Below are 16,706 nucleotides of genomic sequence, written 5' to 3' on the forward strand. Positions count from 1 at the left end.
GGGGGGTGGTGTCGTCGGTGTGGACCAAAACCCCCACACCCCCCCCCCCCCCAACCGCAGGGAGGCTTCGTATCGGGGTGCGGGGGAGGGGCTGGGTGCCTCGAGCGTTGGGTGCACCGGTGCGGTTTGTTGGTGGGTGGGGCTTGCGCCCCAATGTGGCGTTGGGTGCGTGTGACGCACCGAATGCCGCGTTGGGTGCGTGGGATGCACCGAATGCCGCATTGGGGTGCATCGCGGCGGGCGAGCGGGCGAGCGGGTGGGCTGTGAAGGGCTCCTTGAGGGAATCTGATTCCGGGAAGGAGCCCCTCACGGACCGGCGATGGTTGTGAGGGGAACCCTGAGGGACTCTGAGTCCGTGAAGGTGGCCCTCACGGATGTCGGGGGCCGGGAGGGGTCAGTGCTCCAGGGAGACGCGGGCGTTCTCGTTGCCGACGCTGACTACGTCGCCGTCCGCTAGCTGGCGGCCTCGGCGGGTTTCTACCTCGCCGTTCACCGTGACTTCTTCTGCGTCGATCAGGTCTTTCGCGTGCGAGCCGTTGTCCGCGAGGTCGGCCAGTTTCAGGAATTGGCCCAGCCGGATCGGTTCTCCGGTGATCGGGACGTCGCGCGTGCTCATGGGGCGCATCATGTCACGGCATGGTGGTCGCTCGGTTGTAGAGATCGGTGATCTGGTCGTCGAAATAGCTCGAGTACGACACGTCGTCGGTGTACCCGCCTGCTTCGTAGCCGCCGATTACGCCTACTACGGTGCCCGTTTTCGTCTCGGGGGACGGGTCCGCTACCAGTGGGCTGCCGCTGGTGCCGGTTGCGAAGCCGGGGCAGTCGACGCGGACCTGGTGTTCGTCTTGCTGCTGGGTGTGGGTTTCGCAGGTGGCGACCTCGTCGACGCCGTCTGGGTAGCCGGCCACAGTTACTGGGCGTGCGAAGGGGCCGTTCGTGCCTAGTTGGTTGGCACCGGTGACCGCTTCTAGGGGTTCGGGGGAGCCCTCTTGGCGGGCGGTCGCGAAGCCGACATCCAGGTTCGGATCAGACGAATCGATCCATCCTTGCGCGACGAGTTCGCCGCCGACTTGCCAGTATCCATAGGGTGCGACGCCGTCGTGGAAACCGGGGGCGAAGGTGACATTGGCCAGGTAGCCGCCGCCTTCGCCGTCGTGGATGCAGTGTGCGGCGGTGAGCAGTTCGTCCCCGCGCGGGCTGTGCACGACGCTCGCGGTGCAGTAATGCGAGCCGTCGACGAACAACGCGCCGATCGACGCGTGGATCGGCTTCGCCGGGGTCGGCGAGGCGACCGTCGGTTCGTCCGCCGCGCGCTCAGCGCATGCCACGATGGTCCCGCTCGCACTCAATAGTGCGAACAGCCCGATCACCGTGCGCCGCATGCCACCTCCTGTACTGGTCCTCGTCACTAGTATCAGAGAAAGCGGTGAGACCAGGGTGGGGAGACGATGAAGGACTTCTCGAGCAAAGTCGCAGTGATCACCGGAGCGGGCTCGGGCATCGGCCGGGCGCTGGCGCTCGAACTCGCGTTGCACGGCGCCCTTCTCGAACTGTCCGATGTCGACGCCGAGGGTCTTGAGGGCACCGTCCGCGAAGCTCGCGAGCGTGGGGCCGAGGTGCGGGGGCATTCGCTCGATGTCGCCGACCGGGCCGCGGTGCTCGCCCACGCTGAAGACGTCGCGCGGGAGCATGGGCGGGTCAACCTCGTCGTCAACAACGCGGGGGTGGCGCTGGGCGCGACCGTCGAGGACATGACGTTCGAGGATTTCGATTGGCTGCTCGGCGTCAACCTGGGAGGCGTCGTGAACGGGACGAAGGCATTCCTGCCGCACCTCATCGACTCTGGCGACGGCTACGTCGTCAATATCTCTAGCGTGTTCGGATTCGTCGGAGTGCCTACGCAGAGTGCTTACAACGCGGCGAAGTTCGCCGTTCGAGGATTCACCGAGTCGCTGCGCGAAGAAATGCTCGCGGCTCGGCATCCGGTCGGCGTCAGCTGCGTGCACCCGGGCGGGATCAAGACCAACATCGCCCGCAACGCCCGCGGCGGAGGCGGCGGCGACCAAGCCAAGGCGGCGGCCGGATTCGACAAAATCGCCCTTACCACACCGAAGAAAGCGGCCGAGACGATCCTGCGCGGCGTGCGCAGGCGGTCCGCGCGGATCCTCATCGGACCGGACGCGTATGTGATCGACGCCATCCCGCGAGTGCTCGGTTCGGCATACCAGCGTCCGCTCGCGATTTTGGCGCGCCAGGGGCTCAAACGCGTCGAGCGGAACGGATAACGCGTCGCGACTGTCCGCATTCTTGATCACTCGATGGAGTTGCATTTTCGCCGAACCTGGCGAAAATGCCGCAGAATGCTGCCAGTCCACTCGTGTGTCCGCACCCCGGAGGTAGCCCTCGATGCTGCGCCTTGCCGAGCGCCGATTGGCCGCGCCCGCTGACCGCGCCTCCGGGGAACTGGTCGATCGCACCGGAATCATCGCCGCGAGCCTGCCGCGCGGGCCGCGGCTGCTGGAGGAAGCGGCACCGGAGACGAGCTGCGAATCGACCCAGCAGATCCCGGTGATCGCCGGATGCGCGCCCGCCGAGGAACGCCCGCGCGCGGTGGCGTCGCGGCGGCGGGCCCGGGTGTGGGTCGGCGCGGGAGTCGCGGTGGTCCTGGTCGGACTCGGCTGGCTCGCCGGCGGGTTCTTCACCGGCGCGCTTCCCGGTCAGTCCTCGGACGACGCCGTCGTGCAGGCCGAGCAGCGCGTCCCGATCGCGGAGCAGCAGATCCCGGTCCCGCAGACGATCACCCCGCAGGTGACGCAAACCGCGCCGCCGGTCACGGTGTACGTCCCGGTGCCCTCGCACCAAACCCCGGTGCGGCGGCACAACCCGGTCCGCCCGACGACGCCGCGCGAGACGGCGGCTCCGGCGGCCCCGGAGCAGGCCGATCCGCGGGCGGACCTCGAGACGCCCACTCCGAGCAAGACCCCGCCGCGGGTGGGAATCGACCAGTTTCTTGACTGGAAGCCGTGGTTCGACGCGGCGCAGCGGATGTCCGGCGGGCGCTGAGTGGGGCTAGCCGATCCAGCCGTATTCGTGTTCCGGCCGCCCGGTCGCGCCGTAGCGAAGCCGCATTTCCACTGCTCCCGACTCCGCCAGCGCGGTCAGATAGCGCTGCGCCGTGGCGCGGGCCATGCCCAGTTCGCGGGCCACTTCGGCGGCGGACAGCGGCGTCGGCGAACCGCGCAGCCGTTCCGACACCAGGCGCGCCGTCGCGCTTGACTGGCCCTTCGGCGTCGCCGCGCGGTCCTGGTCGTGCAAAGCGCGGAAAGCGCGGTCTACGTCGTCTTGGGACAGCGGACGTTCGGTCGCGACCAGGCTGCGATACCGGGCGTACGAGGTGAGCCGTTCCGACAATTGCCGCGTTGTGAACGGTTTGATCAGGTAGTTCAGCGCGCCCGCGCGGATCGCGGCGGAGATCGACGCGGCGTCGGTGGCGGCGGACAGCACGATGGTGTCCGTCTTCAGGTCGGGCAGGACGGAAAGGCCGGGCTCGTCCGGCAGGTAGACGTCCAGCAGCACCAGGTCAGGGGCCAGTTCCCGGACGCGGGCGCGGGCTTCGGCGGCGGTGTGCGCGACCCCGGCGACGGTGAATCCCGGCACCTCCGACACGAATCCCGCGTGCACGCCGGCAACTCGGAAATCGTCGTCCACGATCAGGGTGCGGATCATGCGTCGGTCTCCTCGGGTCGGTCCAGCAGGCCGGGAAGTTTGGCGACGAACAACGCGCCGGTCGTCGCGCCGCCGGGATCGGCGAGCCACACGTCGCCGTCGCGAGCCCGCGCGGCTTGGCGGGCCAGGGCCAGTCCTAGACCGTGGCCTGGACTGAGCTTTGTGGACACTCCTTCGTCGAAAAGCTTGTCCCTCAAGGTTTCGTCAATTCCAGGTCCGCTGTCTACAACGGACACGTGCAGAGTGGCACCATCGGCGAGCAGGCCGACTTCGACCCACGCTGGGCGTCTCGGGCCCATGCGGGCGGCGTGCAGGGCGTTGTCGACCAGGTTGCCGATGACGGTGCCCGCGGCGATCGGGTCGGTCACCGAGGCGGGGACCCAGGCGTCGTCGGCCAGTCGCAGTTCCATGCCTTTTTCTTGCGCCTGCTCGGTTTTCGCGACCAGCAGGGCTTGCAGATACGGATCGGCGACCCGGTCGTCGAGCGGTTCCGCGCGCGAGGCGGTGGATTCGGTGAGGGTTTGCAGGTATTCCTCGGCTTCGGTGTGATGGCCCAGTTGCAGCAGGCCGGACAGCGTATGCAGGCGGTTCGCGAACTCGTGTCGTTGCGCGCGCAGGCCGTCGGACAGCGAGCGGATGCCGTCGAGTTCGCGGGTGAGAGTGTCGAGGTCGGTGCGGTCGCGGAAGGTCAGCACGGTGCCGAGCGAGCGTTCATCCCGTTGTACGGCGCGGGAATTGATCACCAGGACGCGGTTTCCGGCTACGGCCAGGAGGTTGTCGACCGGGCGTCCTTCCGCGACTGCCTTGTGGACTCGCGGGGACAGGTCGAGGTCTTCCAGCGGCGTGCCGACGGGCAGTGGGGTGTCGAGGAGGCGTTCGGCTTCGTCGTTGCGGACGGTCACCCGGTGTTCCGCGTCGACAGCCAGGACGCCTTCGCCGATGCCGTGCAGGACGGCTTCGTGTTCGTAGAGCAGTTCGGTCAGTTCGTGGGGTTCGAGGCCGTGGGTTACGCGGCGAAGGCGGCGGTTGAGCAGGGCGGACGCGCCCGCGCCGATGAGGAGAGCGCCGCCGCTGAAGACCACCGTCAGGATGAACAGCCGGTTGAAGTCGCCGGTCAGCTCTCCGATGCGGTAGCCGACGCTCACCTCGCCCACGACCCGCGAGCCCTGCTTGATCGGGGTCTTGCTGCGGACGGACGGTCCTAAGGTGCCCGCGTTGAACTCGCTGACCACGTCGTTGCCCGCGATCACCTCCTCCCACGGGGTGCTCACCTGCCTGCCGACCTCGGACAGCGTCGGGTGCGCCAGCCGGATCCCGTGGTCGTCGGTGATGACCACGAACAACAGCGCGTCGTCCGTCTGCGTCTCCGCTTCGACTCGCTGCTGGAGGTCTGAGTTGGGTTTCCGGGAGGCCGCACCAGCGATCACCACCGGCTCGGTGGCGACCGATTTCGCGATCGCCAAGGCCCGCTCGCCGTACTGTTCGGTCAGCGTCGTGCGCAGGAGCCAGCTGATCAGCGCGACGCCGAGGCCCACGACGAGGACCACCACGCCGATCTGCAACAGCAGCACCTGACGGGTGAACCGCATCCGCGGAAAGAGCGCCCACTTCGGCATGCCAGGGAACATACCCCCAGCTCAGCGCTGTGCGCTAAACGAGCAAAACGTGGAGAACGCGCAGAGCGCACGCAGAACGTCGACAAGCTTCTCCACCGCGAAACGCGCTCTTAACCTGCCTCGAGCGAGTCCCCACCGTGACGAAGGAGTCACCTCGATGGCCCCACTCATCGAACTGATCGGCGCCACCAAAAGGTTCCCGAGCGGATCAGGTTCTGTCCACACCGCAGTCCGCGAGCTGACCATGACCGTCGAACCGGGGGAGTTCGTCGCCGTGGTCGGGCCGACCGGATGCGGCAAATCCACCACGTTGTCCCTGGTCTCCGGGTTGCAGCCGCCGTCGGCGGGCCGGGTCGTCGTGCACGGCTCCGACGTGAAGTCCATTCCGGACGGCGTCGGCTACATGTTCCAGACCGACGCGGTGATGCCGTGGCGTTCGGTGCTGGACAACGTCGCTTCCGGGCCGCGCTTCCGCGGCGTGTCCAAAGAGGACGCCCGGAAGAAGGCGGCCGACTGGATCGGTCGCGTTGGCCTGGCCGGGTTCGAGAAGTACTACCCGCACCAGCTTTCCGGTGGGATGCGCAAGCGCGTCGCGTTGGCGCAGACGCTGGTCACCGAGCCCAAAATCCTGCTGATGGACGAGCCGTTCTCCGCGCTCGACGTCCAGACTCGCGCGCTGATGCAGGACGAACTGCTCCGGCTGTGGTCCGGCACCGGCGCCGCGGTGATCTTCGTGACGCACGACCTCGACGAGGCGATCGCGCTGGCGGACAAGGTGGTCGTGCTGACCACGAGCCCGGCGACGGTCAAGGACGTCTTCGAGATCCCGCTGGAGCGTCCGCGCAAGGTGGAAGAACTCCGGCTGACCGAGGAATTCCGCACGATCTACTCCGACATCTGGGAATCGCTGCGCGGCGAGGTCGACAAGGCCCGCCAGAAGGGAGCGACCGGTGTCGCTTGAGACTCAGACCGCGCCGACGCCGGTCTTCGAAACCGAACAAGACATTCTCTCCCGCGCGAAGCGCTCCGCCGGACGGCACAAGCGCAACGTCTGGCTGCTGCGGCTGGCGATTCTCGTTGCCTGGCTTGGCTTGTGGGAAATCGCGGGCCGGTTCTGGATCGACCCGTTCTTCTATTCGATGCCGTCGAAGATCTGGGAGCGGCTCACCGAATGGTTCACCACCGGGACCGACTTCGGGACCATTTGGTACCAGATCCTGGTGACTGTCGAAGAAGCCGTGATCGGGTTTGTGCTCGGTGCGGTCGCCGGCGTGATCTGCGGTGTCATTCTTGGTCGCAGTGCGTATCTCGCCGAGGTGCTGGCTCCGTTTATCAAGGCGGCCAACGCGATGCCGCGTATCGTGCTCGCCGCGTTGTTCGTGATCTGGTTCGGGCTCGGGCTGTCCTCGAAGGTCGCGACGGTGTTCGTGCTCGTGTTCTTCGCGGTGTTCTTCAACGCGTTCACCGGTGCCCGGGAAGTGGATCGCAACCTGATCGACAACGCGCGCATTCTTGGCGCGACGCGGTGGCAGGTGCTGCAGTCGATCGTGCTGCCCAGTGCGACGTCGTGGATTCTTTCGTCGCTGCACGTGGCGTTCGGCTTCGCGTTGATCGGTGCGGTCGTCGGCGAGTACACCGGGGCCAAGGCGGGCATGGGATTCCTGATCGCCAACGCGCAGGGCACGTTCGATACCGCCGGGGTTTACGCCGGGATGCTCGTGATCATGGTCGTCGCGTTGTTCGCGGAATGGCTGATCGGTTCGGCGGAACGCAAGCTGCTGCGCTGGCGTCCGCAGATGTCGGCCGACGACGGACGGCGGGATATCTGACATGCGGCTAAAGAGGACACTCGCGGTCGCGGCGGCCGCGCTGGTGACCGTGGCCGGGGTGAGCGCCTGCCGGGATTCCCGGGAGATCGACCTCGGCAACGGCGGGCGGCCGCACATCAAGATCATGGTCGGCGGACTGTCCAAAGTGATCTATCTCCCGGGGCAGCTCGCGAAGCAGCTGGGCGAGTACCAGAAGCAGGGGCTGGACGTCGAACTGTTCGACCAGCCGTCCGGGGCCAACGCGGAAACCTCGTTGCTGGCCGGCGAGGTGCAGGGCGTCGTCGGGTTCTACGACCACACGATCGACCTGCAGGCCAAGGACCAATGCATCACCAGCGTGGTGCAGTTCGCGAATGTGCCCGGGGAGGCGGAAATGGTCGCGACTCCGAAGGCCGGGCACATCAAGTCGGGTGCGGATTTCCGCGGCAAGAACCTCGGCGTCACGTCGCTGGGCTCGTCGACGGACTTCCTCACCAAGGCGCTCGCGAGCCGCGGCGGGGTCGGCAGCAAGGACTACACGCCGGTGAAGGTCGGGGCCGGGCAGACGTTTATCTCTGCCATGCAACAAGGTTCGATCGACGCGGGCATGACGACCGACCCGACGATCGCGCAGCTGACCAACACCGGGCAGGCCAAGGTGCTCTACGACATGCGCACGCCGGAAGGCACGCGGGCGGCGCTCGGCGGGCTGTACCCGGCGAGTTCGCTGTACATGAGCTGCGAAATCGTGAAGCGCTATCCGGACGTCGTGCAGAAACTCGCCAACGCGTACGTGAATTCGCTGCAGTGGCTTTCCACGCACACCGCGGAGCAGGTGGCCGATCTGATGCCGCCGTCGTTCGCGGGCGGTGACAAGGCGTTGTACGTCAAGTCGCTCAAGGACAGTCTGCCGATGTTCACCAAGGACGGCCGGATGGACCCGTCCGGCGCGCAGAATGTGCTGAAGGTGCTGGGTGCTTCGTCCAGCAATGTGAAGCCCAAAAAGGACAAGATCGATCTGTCCAAGACGTACACCACCCAGTTCGTGGACACCGCGCACGCCCGTACGGCGCGGTAGTCCACTTCGGAAGGAGTCCGTGCCGGCCCGCTGCCTCCCCAGGCGGGCGGGCACGGACTTCCGTGTACACAAAGGAGAATCGGGACATTTGGTGAAGTTTTCCCGAGATGTGAATACCCTTCGAAAGTAGCTACCAACTCGGCCGGGCGAAATTCAACACTGGTACGCGCAGGCACTCCCGTGACCAGATTGGACGCCCATGAGTTCACGATCTTTCCGTCGTCCCCTCGGATTGCTGGCGGTCGGCGCGTTCGCGGCCGCGACCCTCGTCGCCGGCGCGGGAGCCGGGCCCGTCACCTTCGGCCAGCACTTCCACGGGAACCACTACTCCGGCGGAAACTGGGGCGGCTACGTCAGTTTCGGCAGTTTCACCACCGCGACCGCCGGCTGGACCGAACCGTCGGCGACCTGTAAATCCAGCAACGACCTCTTCGCGCCGTGGGTGGGCATCGACGGCGACGGATCGTCCTCTGTGGAGCAAACCGGCGTCGCGACCGATTGTTCCAGCGGCAGCCCGCAATACCAGGCGTGGTACGAAATGTACCCGGCCGCACCGGTGTATTACTCGGCGAGCGAGGCGCCGGTGAAGGCGGGCGACCATCTCACCGCGACGGTCACGCGCAGCAACAACAGCTACAAACTCGACCTGAAGAACGACACTCAGGGCTGGACGAAGACGACCACGCAGTCGCTGAACGCGAAGCACTCGTCGGCCGAGGCGATCATCGAATCGCCGACCGATTCGTACCCCTCGATCAGCGGCGGCGTGAAGTTCGACGGCGTGAAGTTCGACGGCAAGAACCTCGCGGACACCAGCCCGCAGGGCCTCAACGCCGACGACGGCGGCAGCGCGACCTGGACCCCCGGCGCGATCGGCTCGGACGGCCAGAGCTTCTCGATGACCCGGCAGTAAAAGGTCGTGAGGGGAACCCTGAGGGACTCTGAGTCCCTCAGGGTTCCCTTCACGGACGTTCGAAGCAGTAGGCGCGTTCGACTCGCGAAACTTGGACGTCAAAGGAGCGGTACCACTCGGTGCGGCCTTGGTTGCGGGTTTCGGTGTGCTCCAGGTTGGTGCGCCATCCGGTGATGGAGTCCTCGTCCCGCCAGTAGGACACGGTGATGCCGAGCCCGGATTCGTCGCGGACGGAGTTCATGCCGAGATACCCGGGCTGCTTGGCGGCGAGTTCGGCCATGTAGGCGGCGCGCTCGGCGTAGCCGCGGTCGCCGTCGGTGCGCCGGGACGTGAAGATCACCGCGTAGTAAGGCGGTTCGGGAAGCTCCATGGCCGGAGATATACCTGGCGGACGCGGGCGGGGCTAGCGGGTTTCAGCCTTGGAGGCCGTTGACCGCCCAGGCGAACACCATCAGCGCGAGCAGCAGCGAGATCCCGGCCTGGACCATCATTGTCATTTTCGCCCAGATCCGCAGCGGCATGACGTCGGTCGGGCTGAACGCGGTGGCGTTGGTGAACGAGGTGTAGAGGTAGTCCAGGTAGCGCGGTTCCCACTCGGCCTTGGCCATCGACGGGTCGCTCATCTGCGGAAACTGCAGGTCGGGGAAGTCCGATCGGCCCGCCGCGCGCCTGGCCGGGCCGCCGCGGTCGAACTCCCAGTACCAGAGCGAGAAGACGACGATGTTGGTCCAGTAGATGACCACGCCGCTGATCAGCACCTGCACCGCGTGCCCGCGTTGCGCGCCCTGTGCGATTCCGATCACCAACTGCACCGCGGAGGCACCGTTGAGCACGCTGACGACGGCGAGCGAGGTCAGCGCCACCATCCGCTCGACGATGTTGAACTCGGTCAGCCGGCCGGGATTGAGCAGCAGCAGCGCGACGATGAGCACGGCGGTCAGCGAAGGCAGCAGCCACCACGGGTGCAGCACCATCTCGTCGGGCAGGGCGAGCTGCAGCGCGAGCGTCCCGACGACGACGGCCGCCGCCGGCCACCGGGTCTCGCCTTTGGTTGCCCGCCGCCAGGCAGGCACTGATTCGTCAGCCACCTGACCAACGGTAGGGCGCGGGCAGCGGGTTGGCGCGTCGCAGCGATAGACGTGTCGCGGGGCAGTGCGGTCGAAGAGGACGAACCGGCGTCAGGGTGACGGAACGCTTGGCAGCTTCCTCGCGACGTCAGTGCGGCTTCGCGCGCCTAGCTTGCGAAGCACCTTCGCCACGTGCTGTTCCACCGTGCGCGGTGAGAGGAACAGACCGTCGGCGATCTGCCGGTTCGTTCGGCCCTCCGCGAGCATCTCGGCGACTTCGCGCTCTCGCGGCGACAGTTCGCGACCGTAGCCGCGGCGGCCGCGTTGTGACGGTGCCCAGGCACCGTGTTCGCGAAGCACGTGATGGCAGCGGCCAGCGTCGCGCGTGGCACCGAGCTGTACGTACGCAGCTGCGGCCTCGCTGAGCGGGGCTGTCGCACCGTCTTGGCCTGCTTCGAGACGGCAGCGTGCGGCGCGTTCTCGCATGCCTGCCGCGAGGTACGGCATCGGCAGCTCTGCGTACGCGTCGGCGGCGGTGTCGAAGAGTGTCGCGGCCGCTAGGTGCTTCGCGCGCGCGTTGGTCAGGACAGCGCGGCCAGCGTGCAGGGCTGCGGCGGCGAGAGGCGCGTCGCGGTCTTCGATGCCGCGCGCGAACTCTTCGACGAACGCGTCGGCGTCGTGCCAACGGTCTGCGCGTGTGTACGCCTCCGCGGCAGCTGGGACGAGCGACGCTGCCCAGACCCACACGCCTTTGCGACGCGCGGCGTCGACAGCGACATCGGCGGCTTCGCAGGCTGCTGCGACATCGTCGGTCGACAGATGCACGCCGATCAACACCGAAGCCGCGCACAGGACAACGGGGATAGGGCCTTCGCCCGGACGGTGCGCCGAGGCGTCGGCCAAGTGTCTTCGCGCCGCCGCGAACTCGCCGCGCACCGCGGCCAGGCCGCCTAGCACCAGCGACGTCTCCATGACGATCGCGCCCAGCGCCGGATGCCGCGTACGGACGTCTTCGGTCGCCTCAGCGAGGCCGTCCCATGTGCCGCGGAACCAGGCGAGCCGCACTTCGGTGCCTTCGATCAGGCCTTTCGGGTACAGCGCACCAGCTTCAGAAGCCCGGCGCAGACCCTCGGCGACCAGCTTTTCAGTCCGGTCGAGGTGGCCGGACCACGACTGCGCGTCGGCGAGGTTGCACCACAGCCGGGCCAGCTGCACGCGTTCGGCGACGCTCGGCGCGGTGTCCGGCATCGCCTCGAACTCCGCCCACGCCGAACCGTCGCCGATGTGCGAGGCGGTCGCGATCCGGTCTCCGGTGAGCGTCAGCCGAAGCTCGGGATCGGTCAGTCCGGAGTGGACTTCCCGGGCACGGCGCATCCACTGCTCGTGCCACGACAGCGGCGTGAGCCCGTCGAACGGCAGCGCGAGCAGGTTGATCCCGCGCGCGGCGAGCTCCGGCCGGTCCGACAGTTCGGCGACGGCGCGTTCGACCGCCGCGCGACCCTGCTCCAGCCGTCCGGCGACGCGGACCAGCAGCATGCCCAGCGCGAGCCGGATCGTCCCGTGCACGGCCGGCGGGAGCGGCCGGTCTTCGAGCACTTTCTCCAGCGTCAAATGGACATCCGGCCGGAAGACGCGCAGCGCGACGTCGCTGAGCTTCTTCGCCAGCCGGCCGACCGCGTCCTCGTCCGCCTTCGCGACGATCGCCTGCAGCAAGTCGATCGCGCGTGCGGTGTCGCCGTGTGCGATCGCCTCGTCGGCAGCTTCTTCCGCGTACTGTCGCCATTCCTCGACGCATCCGGCGGCGTGGGCGTGCGCGGCGAGCAGCGACAATGGTTGACCTGGCAGGTGCATTGCCTTGGTGTGCAAGAGTTTTCGTTCAAGCGCGCTAAGGCCATCGTACACTGCTTTGCGCGCGAACGGATGCCGGAAGCCGTAGCGATTGTCGTCGACCTCGTCCAGCAAGCCAGACAGCACAACCTCGCCCTCGGCCAACCCCGCCAGCTCGTTCAGCACCGACAGCTGGGCGGGAACATTGAGCACAGCAGCGGCTTTGGCAAGCTGCGCCGAGGCTTCCGGAAGCGCGGACAACTGCCTGGACACCGATTCCTGAAGCGCGGCAGGAACTTCCAGCCGGTCCAATGCCGACTCGGTCAGCTCAGCACCACGCAGTGCGCGGAGAGTTTCGTCGGCGACAAAGGGAATCCCAGCCGTGTACTCATGCAGTTTCGCGGCAAACTCTCCGCTGATCCGAGGCAGGTCCAGAAGGTCGCAGGCCATCGCCGAGACCGCCGCGGCGTCCAACGGCCCGAGCGTGACCTGCGCGCTGTGCACCCCGGGAACGCTGCGGACGCTGGAGTTCCCGGTGCGGCAGGTAGCGACCACCCCAAGATCCGGCGGCCAGTCAACCGCCAGAAACCGCAGCAGGTCACCGGTTCCCGGGTCGGCGCGATGCAGATCGTCGATGAGCAAGACGGTCGGCCCGCAGGCGATCAGCAGCTCCCGGAACGCGCGGAACACGCGATGCCGCCCCGCGCCAGGGTCCGGCAGCGGCTCCGGAGCGGGTGGCAGAACGTCCGCCAGCTCCGGCAGAAGTGGTTGCAGCGCACCGGAAACAGGACTCAGCGGCCCGAGCCGATCCCCGGCGGAGCGCAACGCCTCCAGCACCGGCCCGTACGGAAAAGGCTCGGCCAACTGCGGACACGCGCCGCGCAGCACGCGGACTCGGGAAAACTCCGGCCGCGCGGCGAGTTCGGCGAGCAGCCGGGTTTTGCCCATTCCCGGCGCGCCCTCGACCAGCACCGCGGCGGGCCGATGGCGGAGAACTTCAGCGACGGCGGCGAGTTCGCGGTCGCGTCCGGCGAACGCCGCCGGACGCGGACGCACGGAAACCACTGTCGGAACGGCCGGCCACATCACGACCTCCCCAGTGCGCGTCTTGTCCGTTTCGCCCGGAGCTTAAGCAGTGCGCGGGGCGCGGTAAACCGACTCTCGACGGGTACGCGGGCACGCTGCTCACACGTCTGCCTCCGCACGGTCACCAAATGGCAGAAGAAATCCCGGCGTGCGGTCACAAAGAGTGCGAAACCGCGCGGAGTTGCCCGGTTCAGCGGAACAACCCACGGACGTCCGCCCCGGCGGCCAACGCTCGGTAGTCGCGCAAGTCCCTACTTAAGGATTGCTCCGCTACCTATTCTCGCGGCCACTTATTGCAGTGGATTGGACCACCGCCGCACCCTTCGAGGCCGGGGGGAACCGAACGCGAGGGAGAAGCATGAAAGCCATCAGATTCCTCGGTGCCGCAACCGCTGCCGCGGCGGTGACGGCGATCTTCGCCGGTGTCCCGGCCGCGAGCGCCGCCCCGCTCAACCCCGACATGGTCCCGGCGATGCAGCGCGACCTCGGCCTCACTCACGGCCAGGCACTCGCCCGGCTCGCGAACGAGGAGGCCGCGAACAAGGTCGGCGCGGCACTGGAGAAGGCTCTCGGCGAACGCTTCAGCGGCACGAGCTTCAACGCGGCGACCGGCAAGGCCGTGGTCGCGGTGACCGACGCGGCGCTTGTCGACCAGGTGCGCGCGGCGGGCGCCGAGGCGCAGGTCGTCCGGTTCAGCGCCCGGCAGCTGGACGCGACCGTGCAGAAGCTCAACGCCCAGGAGAAGTCCGCGCCGAAATCGGTCACCGGCTGGGGCATCGACACCGCGAGCAACCGGATCAGCCTGACTGTCCTCAAGGGACAGCGCGGCGCGGCGGAGCAGTTCGTCCGGCAGTCCGGTGTGGACACTGCGGCGGTGAGCGTGACGGAGACCTCGGCGGTGCCCAAGGCGCACTACAACGTGCTCGGCGGCGACGCGTACTACATCGGCAGTTCGTCCCGCTGCTCGGTCGGATTCTCGGTGAACGGCGGCTTCCTGACCGCGGGCCACTGCGCGGCGCTCACCGGCGGCGGCGCGCTGTCCGGTTACAACCGGGTCGCGATGGGCCAGTTCTCCACCTACCGGTTCCCCGGCGCGGACTACGCGGCCGCGCGGGTCAACAGCAACTGGACCCCGGTCGGCCAGATCAACAACGGCACCCGGGTCGCCGGTTCCACCGAGGCCGCGGTCGGCGCTTCGGTGTGCAAATCCGGTTCCACCACCGGCTGGACCTGCGGAACGATCCGCGCCAAGAACCAGACCGTGCGCTACCAGGAAGGCACCGTGACCGGCATGGTGCTCACCAACGCGCGGTCCGACCACGGCGACTCCGGCGGTTCGTTCATCAGCGGAAACCAGGCGCAGGGCATGGTTTCCGGCGGCGACACCGTCAACAGCTACTACTACCCGGTGAACGTCGCGCTGTCCGCGACCGGCACGACACTCGTCCGAGGCTGACATCCGAGAGGGGAGTGCCCGCGCGGGCACTCCCCTCTGTGTCAGGACGCGTCGGCGGTGATCCCGTCGACCCAGGTGCCCGGGTGCGTCGCGCCGTCCTGGCGGGTGATCGCGATGTTCGACGGCCACGCGGCCTTCAGCGCCTTGGTCTGGCCCGGCGGGATCGTGCTGAGGCTCTGCGCGGTCCAGGCCGGAGATTCGGCCGGCGGGTTCGGGTCGGACGGGAGCACGGTGATCTTCGCGGTCGCCGTGCGTCCCGGGGCGAGGATGTTGTGCGCCGGGCCGTTTTCCCGCCGCAGCAGCGAGTCGACCGGTCCGTAGACGGGGTGCTCCGGTCCGTGCAGGTCGACCCCGGGGGTTCCGTGCAGGTCGCAGGCGTGGGACGAGGTGTTCTTGAACGTCAGCGGGAGTTCGAGCTGGCTGCCGGCCGGTTTCGCCGCGCCGAGCGACACGGACAGGTTGTCGGTGGTGCATCGCGGCGTCTGCGCGTCCGGCTTCTTCTCCTTGGCGGTGGTCGCCGGAGCGCTGGATTCCGCGGCGGGAGCGGCGGGCGAGGAAGCCGCCGGCGCGGCGGAATTGGCCGGGGAACCGCAGGCTGCGAGAGCGAAGGCACTCGCGAGGACTGCCGATCCGGCGGCAGCTCGGGTGAGCTTGGTGAGAGACATCCGGGGTTTCTCCTAGGGCGACCACGATGCCCGCGGGCTTCGCGGGCATCCGGTTGATGCCCAAGATCACCAGGACTATGCGCCGGTCTTTCCGGACGCCACTGTGTTCTGGCTTACGGTTCTGGCTTACGGCGGGTCCAAATGCGACAAAGGCGGCTCGAGTGCCTCCAGCGCACTCGAACCGCCCCTGTCCTCATTGCCGCGGGATCGGCAGGTCTTGTGTCACACGTTGCTGATCTCCTCGATCAGCCCGTCGATGTCGAAGTGCTCGCTCTCGGCTCCGAGCGGCACCAGCTCGTAGGACGAGTCCAGGAACGCCTCGAGGTCGGCGCGCTCCAGCTCGAACGACGCGTAGCCGTCCGGCGACTCGATTTCCAGCGTCAGCAAGGCCTCGTCCTCGGACAGGTCCGGCCGGATCCGCACGTCGCCGATCCCGGTCGGCTCGTCCAGCCCGGTCACGAGCAGCTCGCGGGCGAACGTCCACTCGATCCACCGGCCGCGTTCGGTCCGGAACGCCACGGTGACCGCGTAAGGCTCCGACACGTGGAAGGAGAGGCGGGACAGCACCGGCGTAGTGCTCTCGTTCAGCAGTACGAACTGGGTCTGGTGTACGGCGTCGGTGGTGTGCACGGCTGCTCCTGGAGTCCTCCGGTCGTTCGCGCCTCGCGAACTGGTCGGCAGGGAGATGATCGACTCGGGGGCACATGACGTCGTTCCGCCGACGTTCACGCGATCGGTTGCATCAGGACGCGAACACGTAACGCCGGACACAGAACCCTTGCGTTTCCGCGCAGGTCAGGAGAGCGGCAGCGTGAGGCCCACTTTGACCCGGTCCATCGCCACGCTCGTGGTGAAGTGCCGGACGTTGGGGTTGTCGAAGAACGTCCGCCGCGCGAAAGTCTCGAACGCCGCCATGTCCGGGCAGGTGACCACGAGGACGAAATCCGCGGTGCCGGTGACGTAGTAGCACTGCTGCACGCAGTCGTCGGCGAGGACCTGGGCGCGGAAGCCGTCGAGCACCGCCATGCTCTCGCGCTCCATCTCGACCATGACGACGAACGTCATGTCCAGCCCGAGCGCGGCCGGGGACAGCACCGCGATCTCCTTCTCGATCACTCCGGCCTCGCGCAGCCGTTTGATCCGCCGCTGGACGGCCGCGGCGGACAGGCCGACTTTGGACCCGATGACCTCGGCGATCGTGCGGGCGTCGTTCTGCAGGCAGGACAGGATGGCGAGGTCTAGCTGGTCCAGGTCGGGAGTGCGCACACTTCAGGCTAACCGGGCGGACCGACAAAAAGCCTCGGGTTTACCACGCTGCTCAGCGGTCGATCGCAATACCTCCTATTGAGCGAATGTGGAAGAGGTCTCTTAGTGACGTGGAACACAACTGACCGGTCTACCCAGGGGTAGGCCATACAAGGGAGGCAACCGGCGACGTCCGCCAACAAGCCGGTCTGGGAGGTT

17 protein-coding genes are annotated in these 16,706 nt (G+C 67.6%); 7 read left to right on the plus strand and 10 right to left on the minus strand.

The genetic code is table 11. From position 1 onward, the window contains the following. Positions 1–394 precede the first annotated feature (394 nt). Positions 395–616, minus strand: a complete 222-nt coding sequence (locus ACFXI3_RS06805) for an RNA-binding S4 domain-containing protein (protein WP_344287651.1) — start codon at positions 614–616, stop codon at positions 395–397. A 13-nt stretch (positions 617–629) separates the two neighbouring features. Further along, on the minus strand, positions 630–1,382 hold the full coding sequence (locus tag ACFXI3_RS06810; protein ID WP_344287653.1) for a trypsin-like peptidase domain-containing protein: 753 nt from the start codon (positions 1,380–1,382) through the stop codon (positions 630–632). A 66-nt stretch (positions 1,383–1,448) separates the two neighbouring features. Here ACFXI3_RS06810 and ACFXI3_RS06815 point away from each other — a divergent pair, with 66 nt between their 5' ends. Both ACFXI3_RS06815 and ACFXI3_RS06820 read left to right on the plus strand, forming a co-directional pair. Then, positions 1,449–2,285, plus strand: a complete 837-nt coding sequence (locus tag ACFXI3_RS06815) for an SDR family NAD(P)-dependent oxidoreductase (protein ID WP_378398522.1) — start codon at positions 1,449–1,451, stop codon at positions 2,283–2,285. A 121-nt stretch (positions 2,286–2,406) separates the two neighbouring features. Continuing rightward, positions 2,407–3,063 (plus strand): hypothetical protein, encoded by a 657-nt coding sequence (locus tag ACFXI3_RS06820; protein ID WP_378398524.1) that lies wholly within the window; start codon positions 2,407–2,409, stop codon positions 3,061–3,063. Between the two features lie 6 nt (positions 3,064–3,069). On the opposite strand, the gene ACFXI3_RS06825 is transcribed toward ACFXI3_RS06820, so the two are convergent. Then, positions 3,070–3,726: a response regulator gene (locus tag ACFXI3_RS06825; protein WP_378398525.1), complete on the minus strand. Its 657-nt coding sequence runs from the start codon at positions 3,724–3,726 to the stop codon at positions 3,070–3,072. Continuing rightward, positions 3,723–5,315 carry an ATP-binding protein gene (locus tag ACFXI3_RS06830; RefSeq protein WP_378398711.1) on the minus strand — a complete coding sequence of 531 codons (1,593 nt, stop codon included), beginning with the start codon at positions 5,313–5,315 and terminating at the stop codon, positions 3,723–3,725. The genes ACFXI3_RS06825 and ACFXI3_RS06830 overlap by 4 nt, the downstream gene beginning before the upstream one ends. Positions 5,316–5,499: 184 nt before the next feature. Between ACFXI3_RS06830 and ACFXI3_RS06835 the strand changes: the two genes are divergently transcribed. From ACFXI3_RS06835 to ACFXI3_RS06850, 4 genes are all read left to right on the plus strand, one after another. Then, complete coding sequence (locus ACFXI3_RS06835; protein WP_344287661.1) at positions 5,500–6,303, plus strand: ABC transporter ATP-binding protein; 804 nt, start codon at positions 5,500–5,502, stop codon at positions 6,301–6,303. Further along, on the plus strand, positions 6,293–7,171 hold the full coding sequence (locus ACFXI3_RS06840) for an ABC transporter permease (protein ID WP_182893716.1): 879 nt from the start codon (positions 6,293–6,295) through the stop codon (positions 7,169–7,171). The genes ACFXI3_RS06835 and ACFXI3_RS06840 overlap by 11 nt, the downstream gene beginning before the upstream one ends. A 1-nt stretch (position 7,172) precedes the next feature. Further along, a complete protein-coding gene (locus tag ACFXI3_RS06845; protein ID WP_378398527.1) occupies positions 7,173–8,228 on the plus strand; it encodes an ABC transporter substrate-binding protein in 1,056 nt (351 codons plus the stop codon). Between the two features lie 199 nt (positions 8,229–8,427). Beyond that, positions 8,428–9,141 carry a G1 family glutamic endopeptidase gene (locus ACFXI3_RS06850; RefSeq protein ID WP_344287666.1) on the plus strand — a complete coding sequence of 238 codons (714 nt, stop codon included), beginning with the start codon at positions 8,428–8,430 and terminating at the stop codon, positions 9,139–9,141. Between the two features lie 49 nt (positions 9,142–9,190). On the opposite strand, the gene ACFXI3_RS06855 is transcribed toward ACFXI3_RS06850, so the two are convergent. The 3 genes from ACFXI3_RS06855 to ACFXI3_RS06865 all read right to left on the minus strand — a co-directional run bounded on the left by ACFXI3_RS06855 (position 9,191) and on the right by ACFXI3_RS06865 (position 13,091). Next, positions 9,191–9,511 carry an antibiotic biosynthesis monooxygenase family protein gene (locus ACFXI3_RS06855; protein ID WP_378398529.1) on the minus strand — a complete coding sequence of 107 codons (321 nt, stop codon included), beginning with the start codon at positions 9,509–9,511 and terminating at the stop codon, positions 9,191–9,193. Positions 9,512–9,554: 43 nt separating this feature from the next. Beyond that, positions 9,555–10,229 carry a hypothetical protein gene (locus ACFXI3_RS06860; protein WP_378398531.1) on the minus strand — a complete coding sequence of 225 codons (675 nt, stop codon included), beginning with the start codon at positions 10,227–10,229 and terminating at the stop codon, positions 9,555–9,557. A gap of 90 nt (positions 10,230–10,319) precedes the next feature. Beyond that, positions 10,320–13,091, minus strand: coding sequence for an ATP-binding protein (locus ACFXI3_RS06865; protein ID WP_378398533.1), 2,772 nt, complete (start codon positions 13,089–13,091; stop codon positions 10,320–10,322). Positions 13,092–13,479: 388 nt separating this feature from the next. On the opposite strand from ACFXI3_RS06865, the gene ACFXI3_RS06870 reads away from it, so the two are divergent. Continuing rightward, positions 13,480–14,577, plus strand: coding sequence for a S1 family peptidase (locus ACFXI3_RS06870; protein WP_378398535.1), 1,098 nt, complete (start codon positions 13,480–13,482; stop codon positions 14,575–14,577). A gap of 41 nt (positions 14,578–14,618) precedes the next feature. On the opposite strand, the gene ACFXI3_RS06875 is transcribed toward ACFXI3_RS06870, so the two are convergent. From ACFXI3_RS06875 to ACFXI3_RS06885, 3 genes are all read right to left on the minus strand, one after another. Then, the gene (locus ACFXI3_RS06875) at positions 14,619–15,242 is read right to left on the minus strand and encodes a DUF4232 domain-containing protein (protein ID WP_344287674.1); all 624 of its coding nucleotides are present in this window, start codon (positions 15,240–15,242) and stop codon (positions 14,619–14,621) included. Positions 15,243–15,464: 222 nt separating this feature from the next. Then, positions 15,465–15,872, minus strand: a complete 408-nt coding sequence (locus ACFXI3_RS06880; protein ID WP_344287676.1) for an SsgA family sporulation/cell division regulator — start codon at positions 15,870–15,872, stop codon at positions 15,465–15,467. A gap of 165 nt (positions 15,873–16,037) precedes the next feature. Continuing rightward, positions 16,038–16,508 carry an Lrp/AsnC family transcriptional regulator gene (locus tag ACFXI3_RS06885; protein WP_344287678.1) on the minus strand — a complete coding sequence of 157 codons (471 nt, stop codon included), beginning with the start codon at positions 16,506–16,508 and terminating at the stop codon, positions 16,038–16,040. Positions 16,509–16,706 lie beyond the last annotated feature (198 nt).

Source organism: Amycolatopsis sp. NPDC059235 (genome assembly GCF_042754125.1).
GTDB lineage: Bacteria > Actinomycetota > Actinomycetes > Mycobacteriales > Pseudonocardiaceae > Amycolatopsis > Amycolatopsis albidoflava.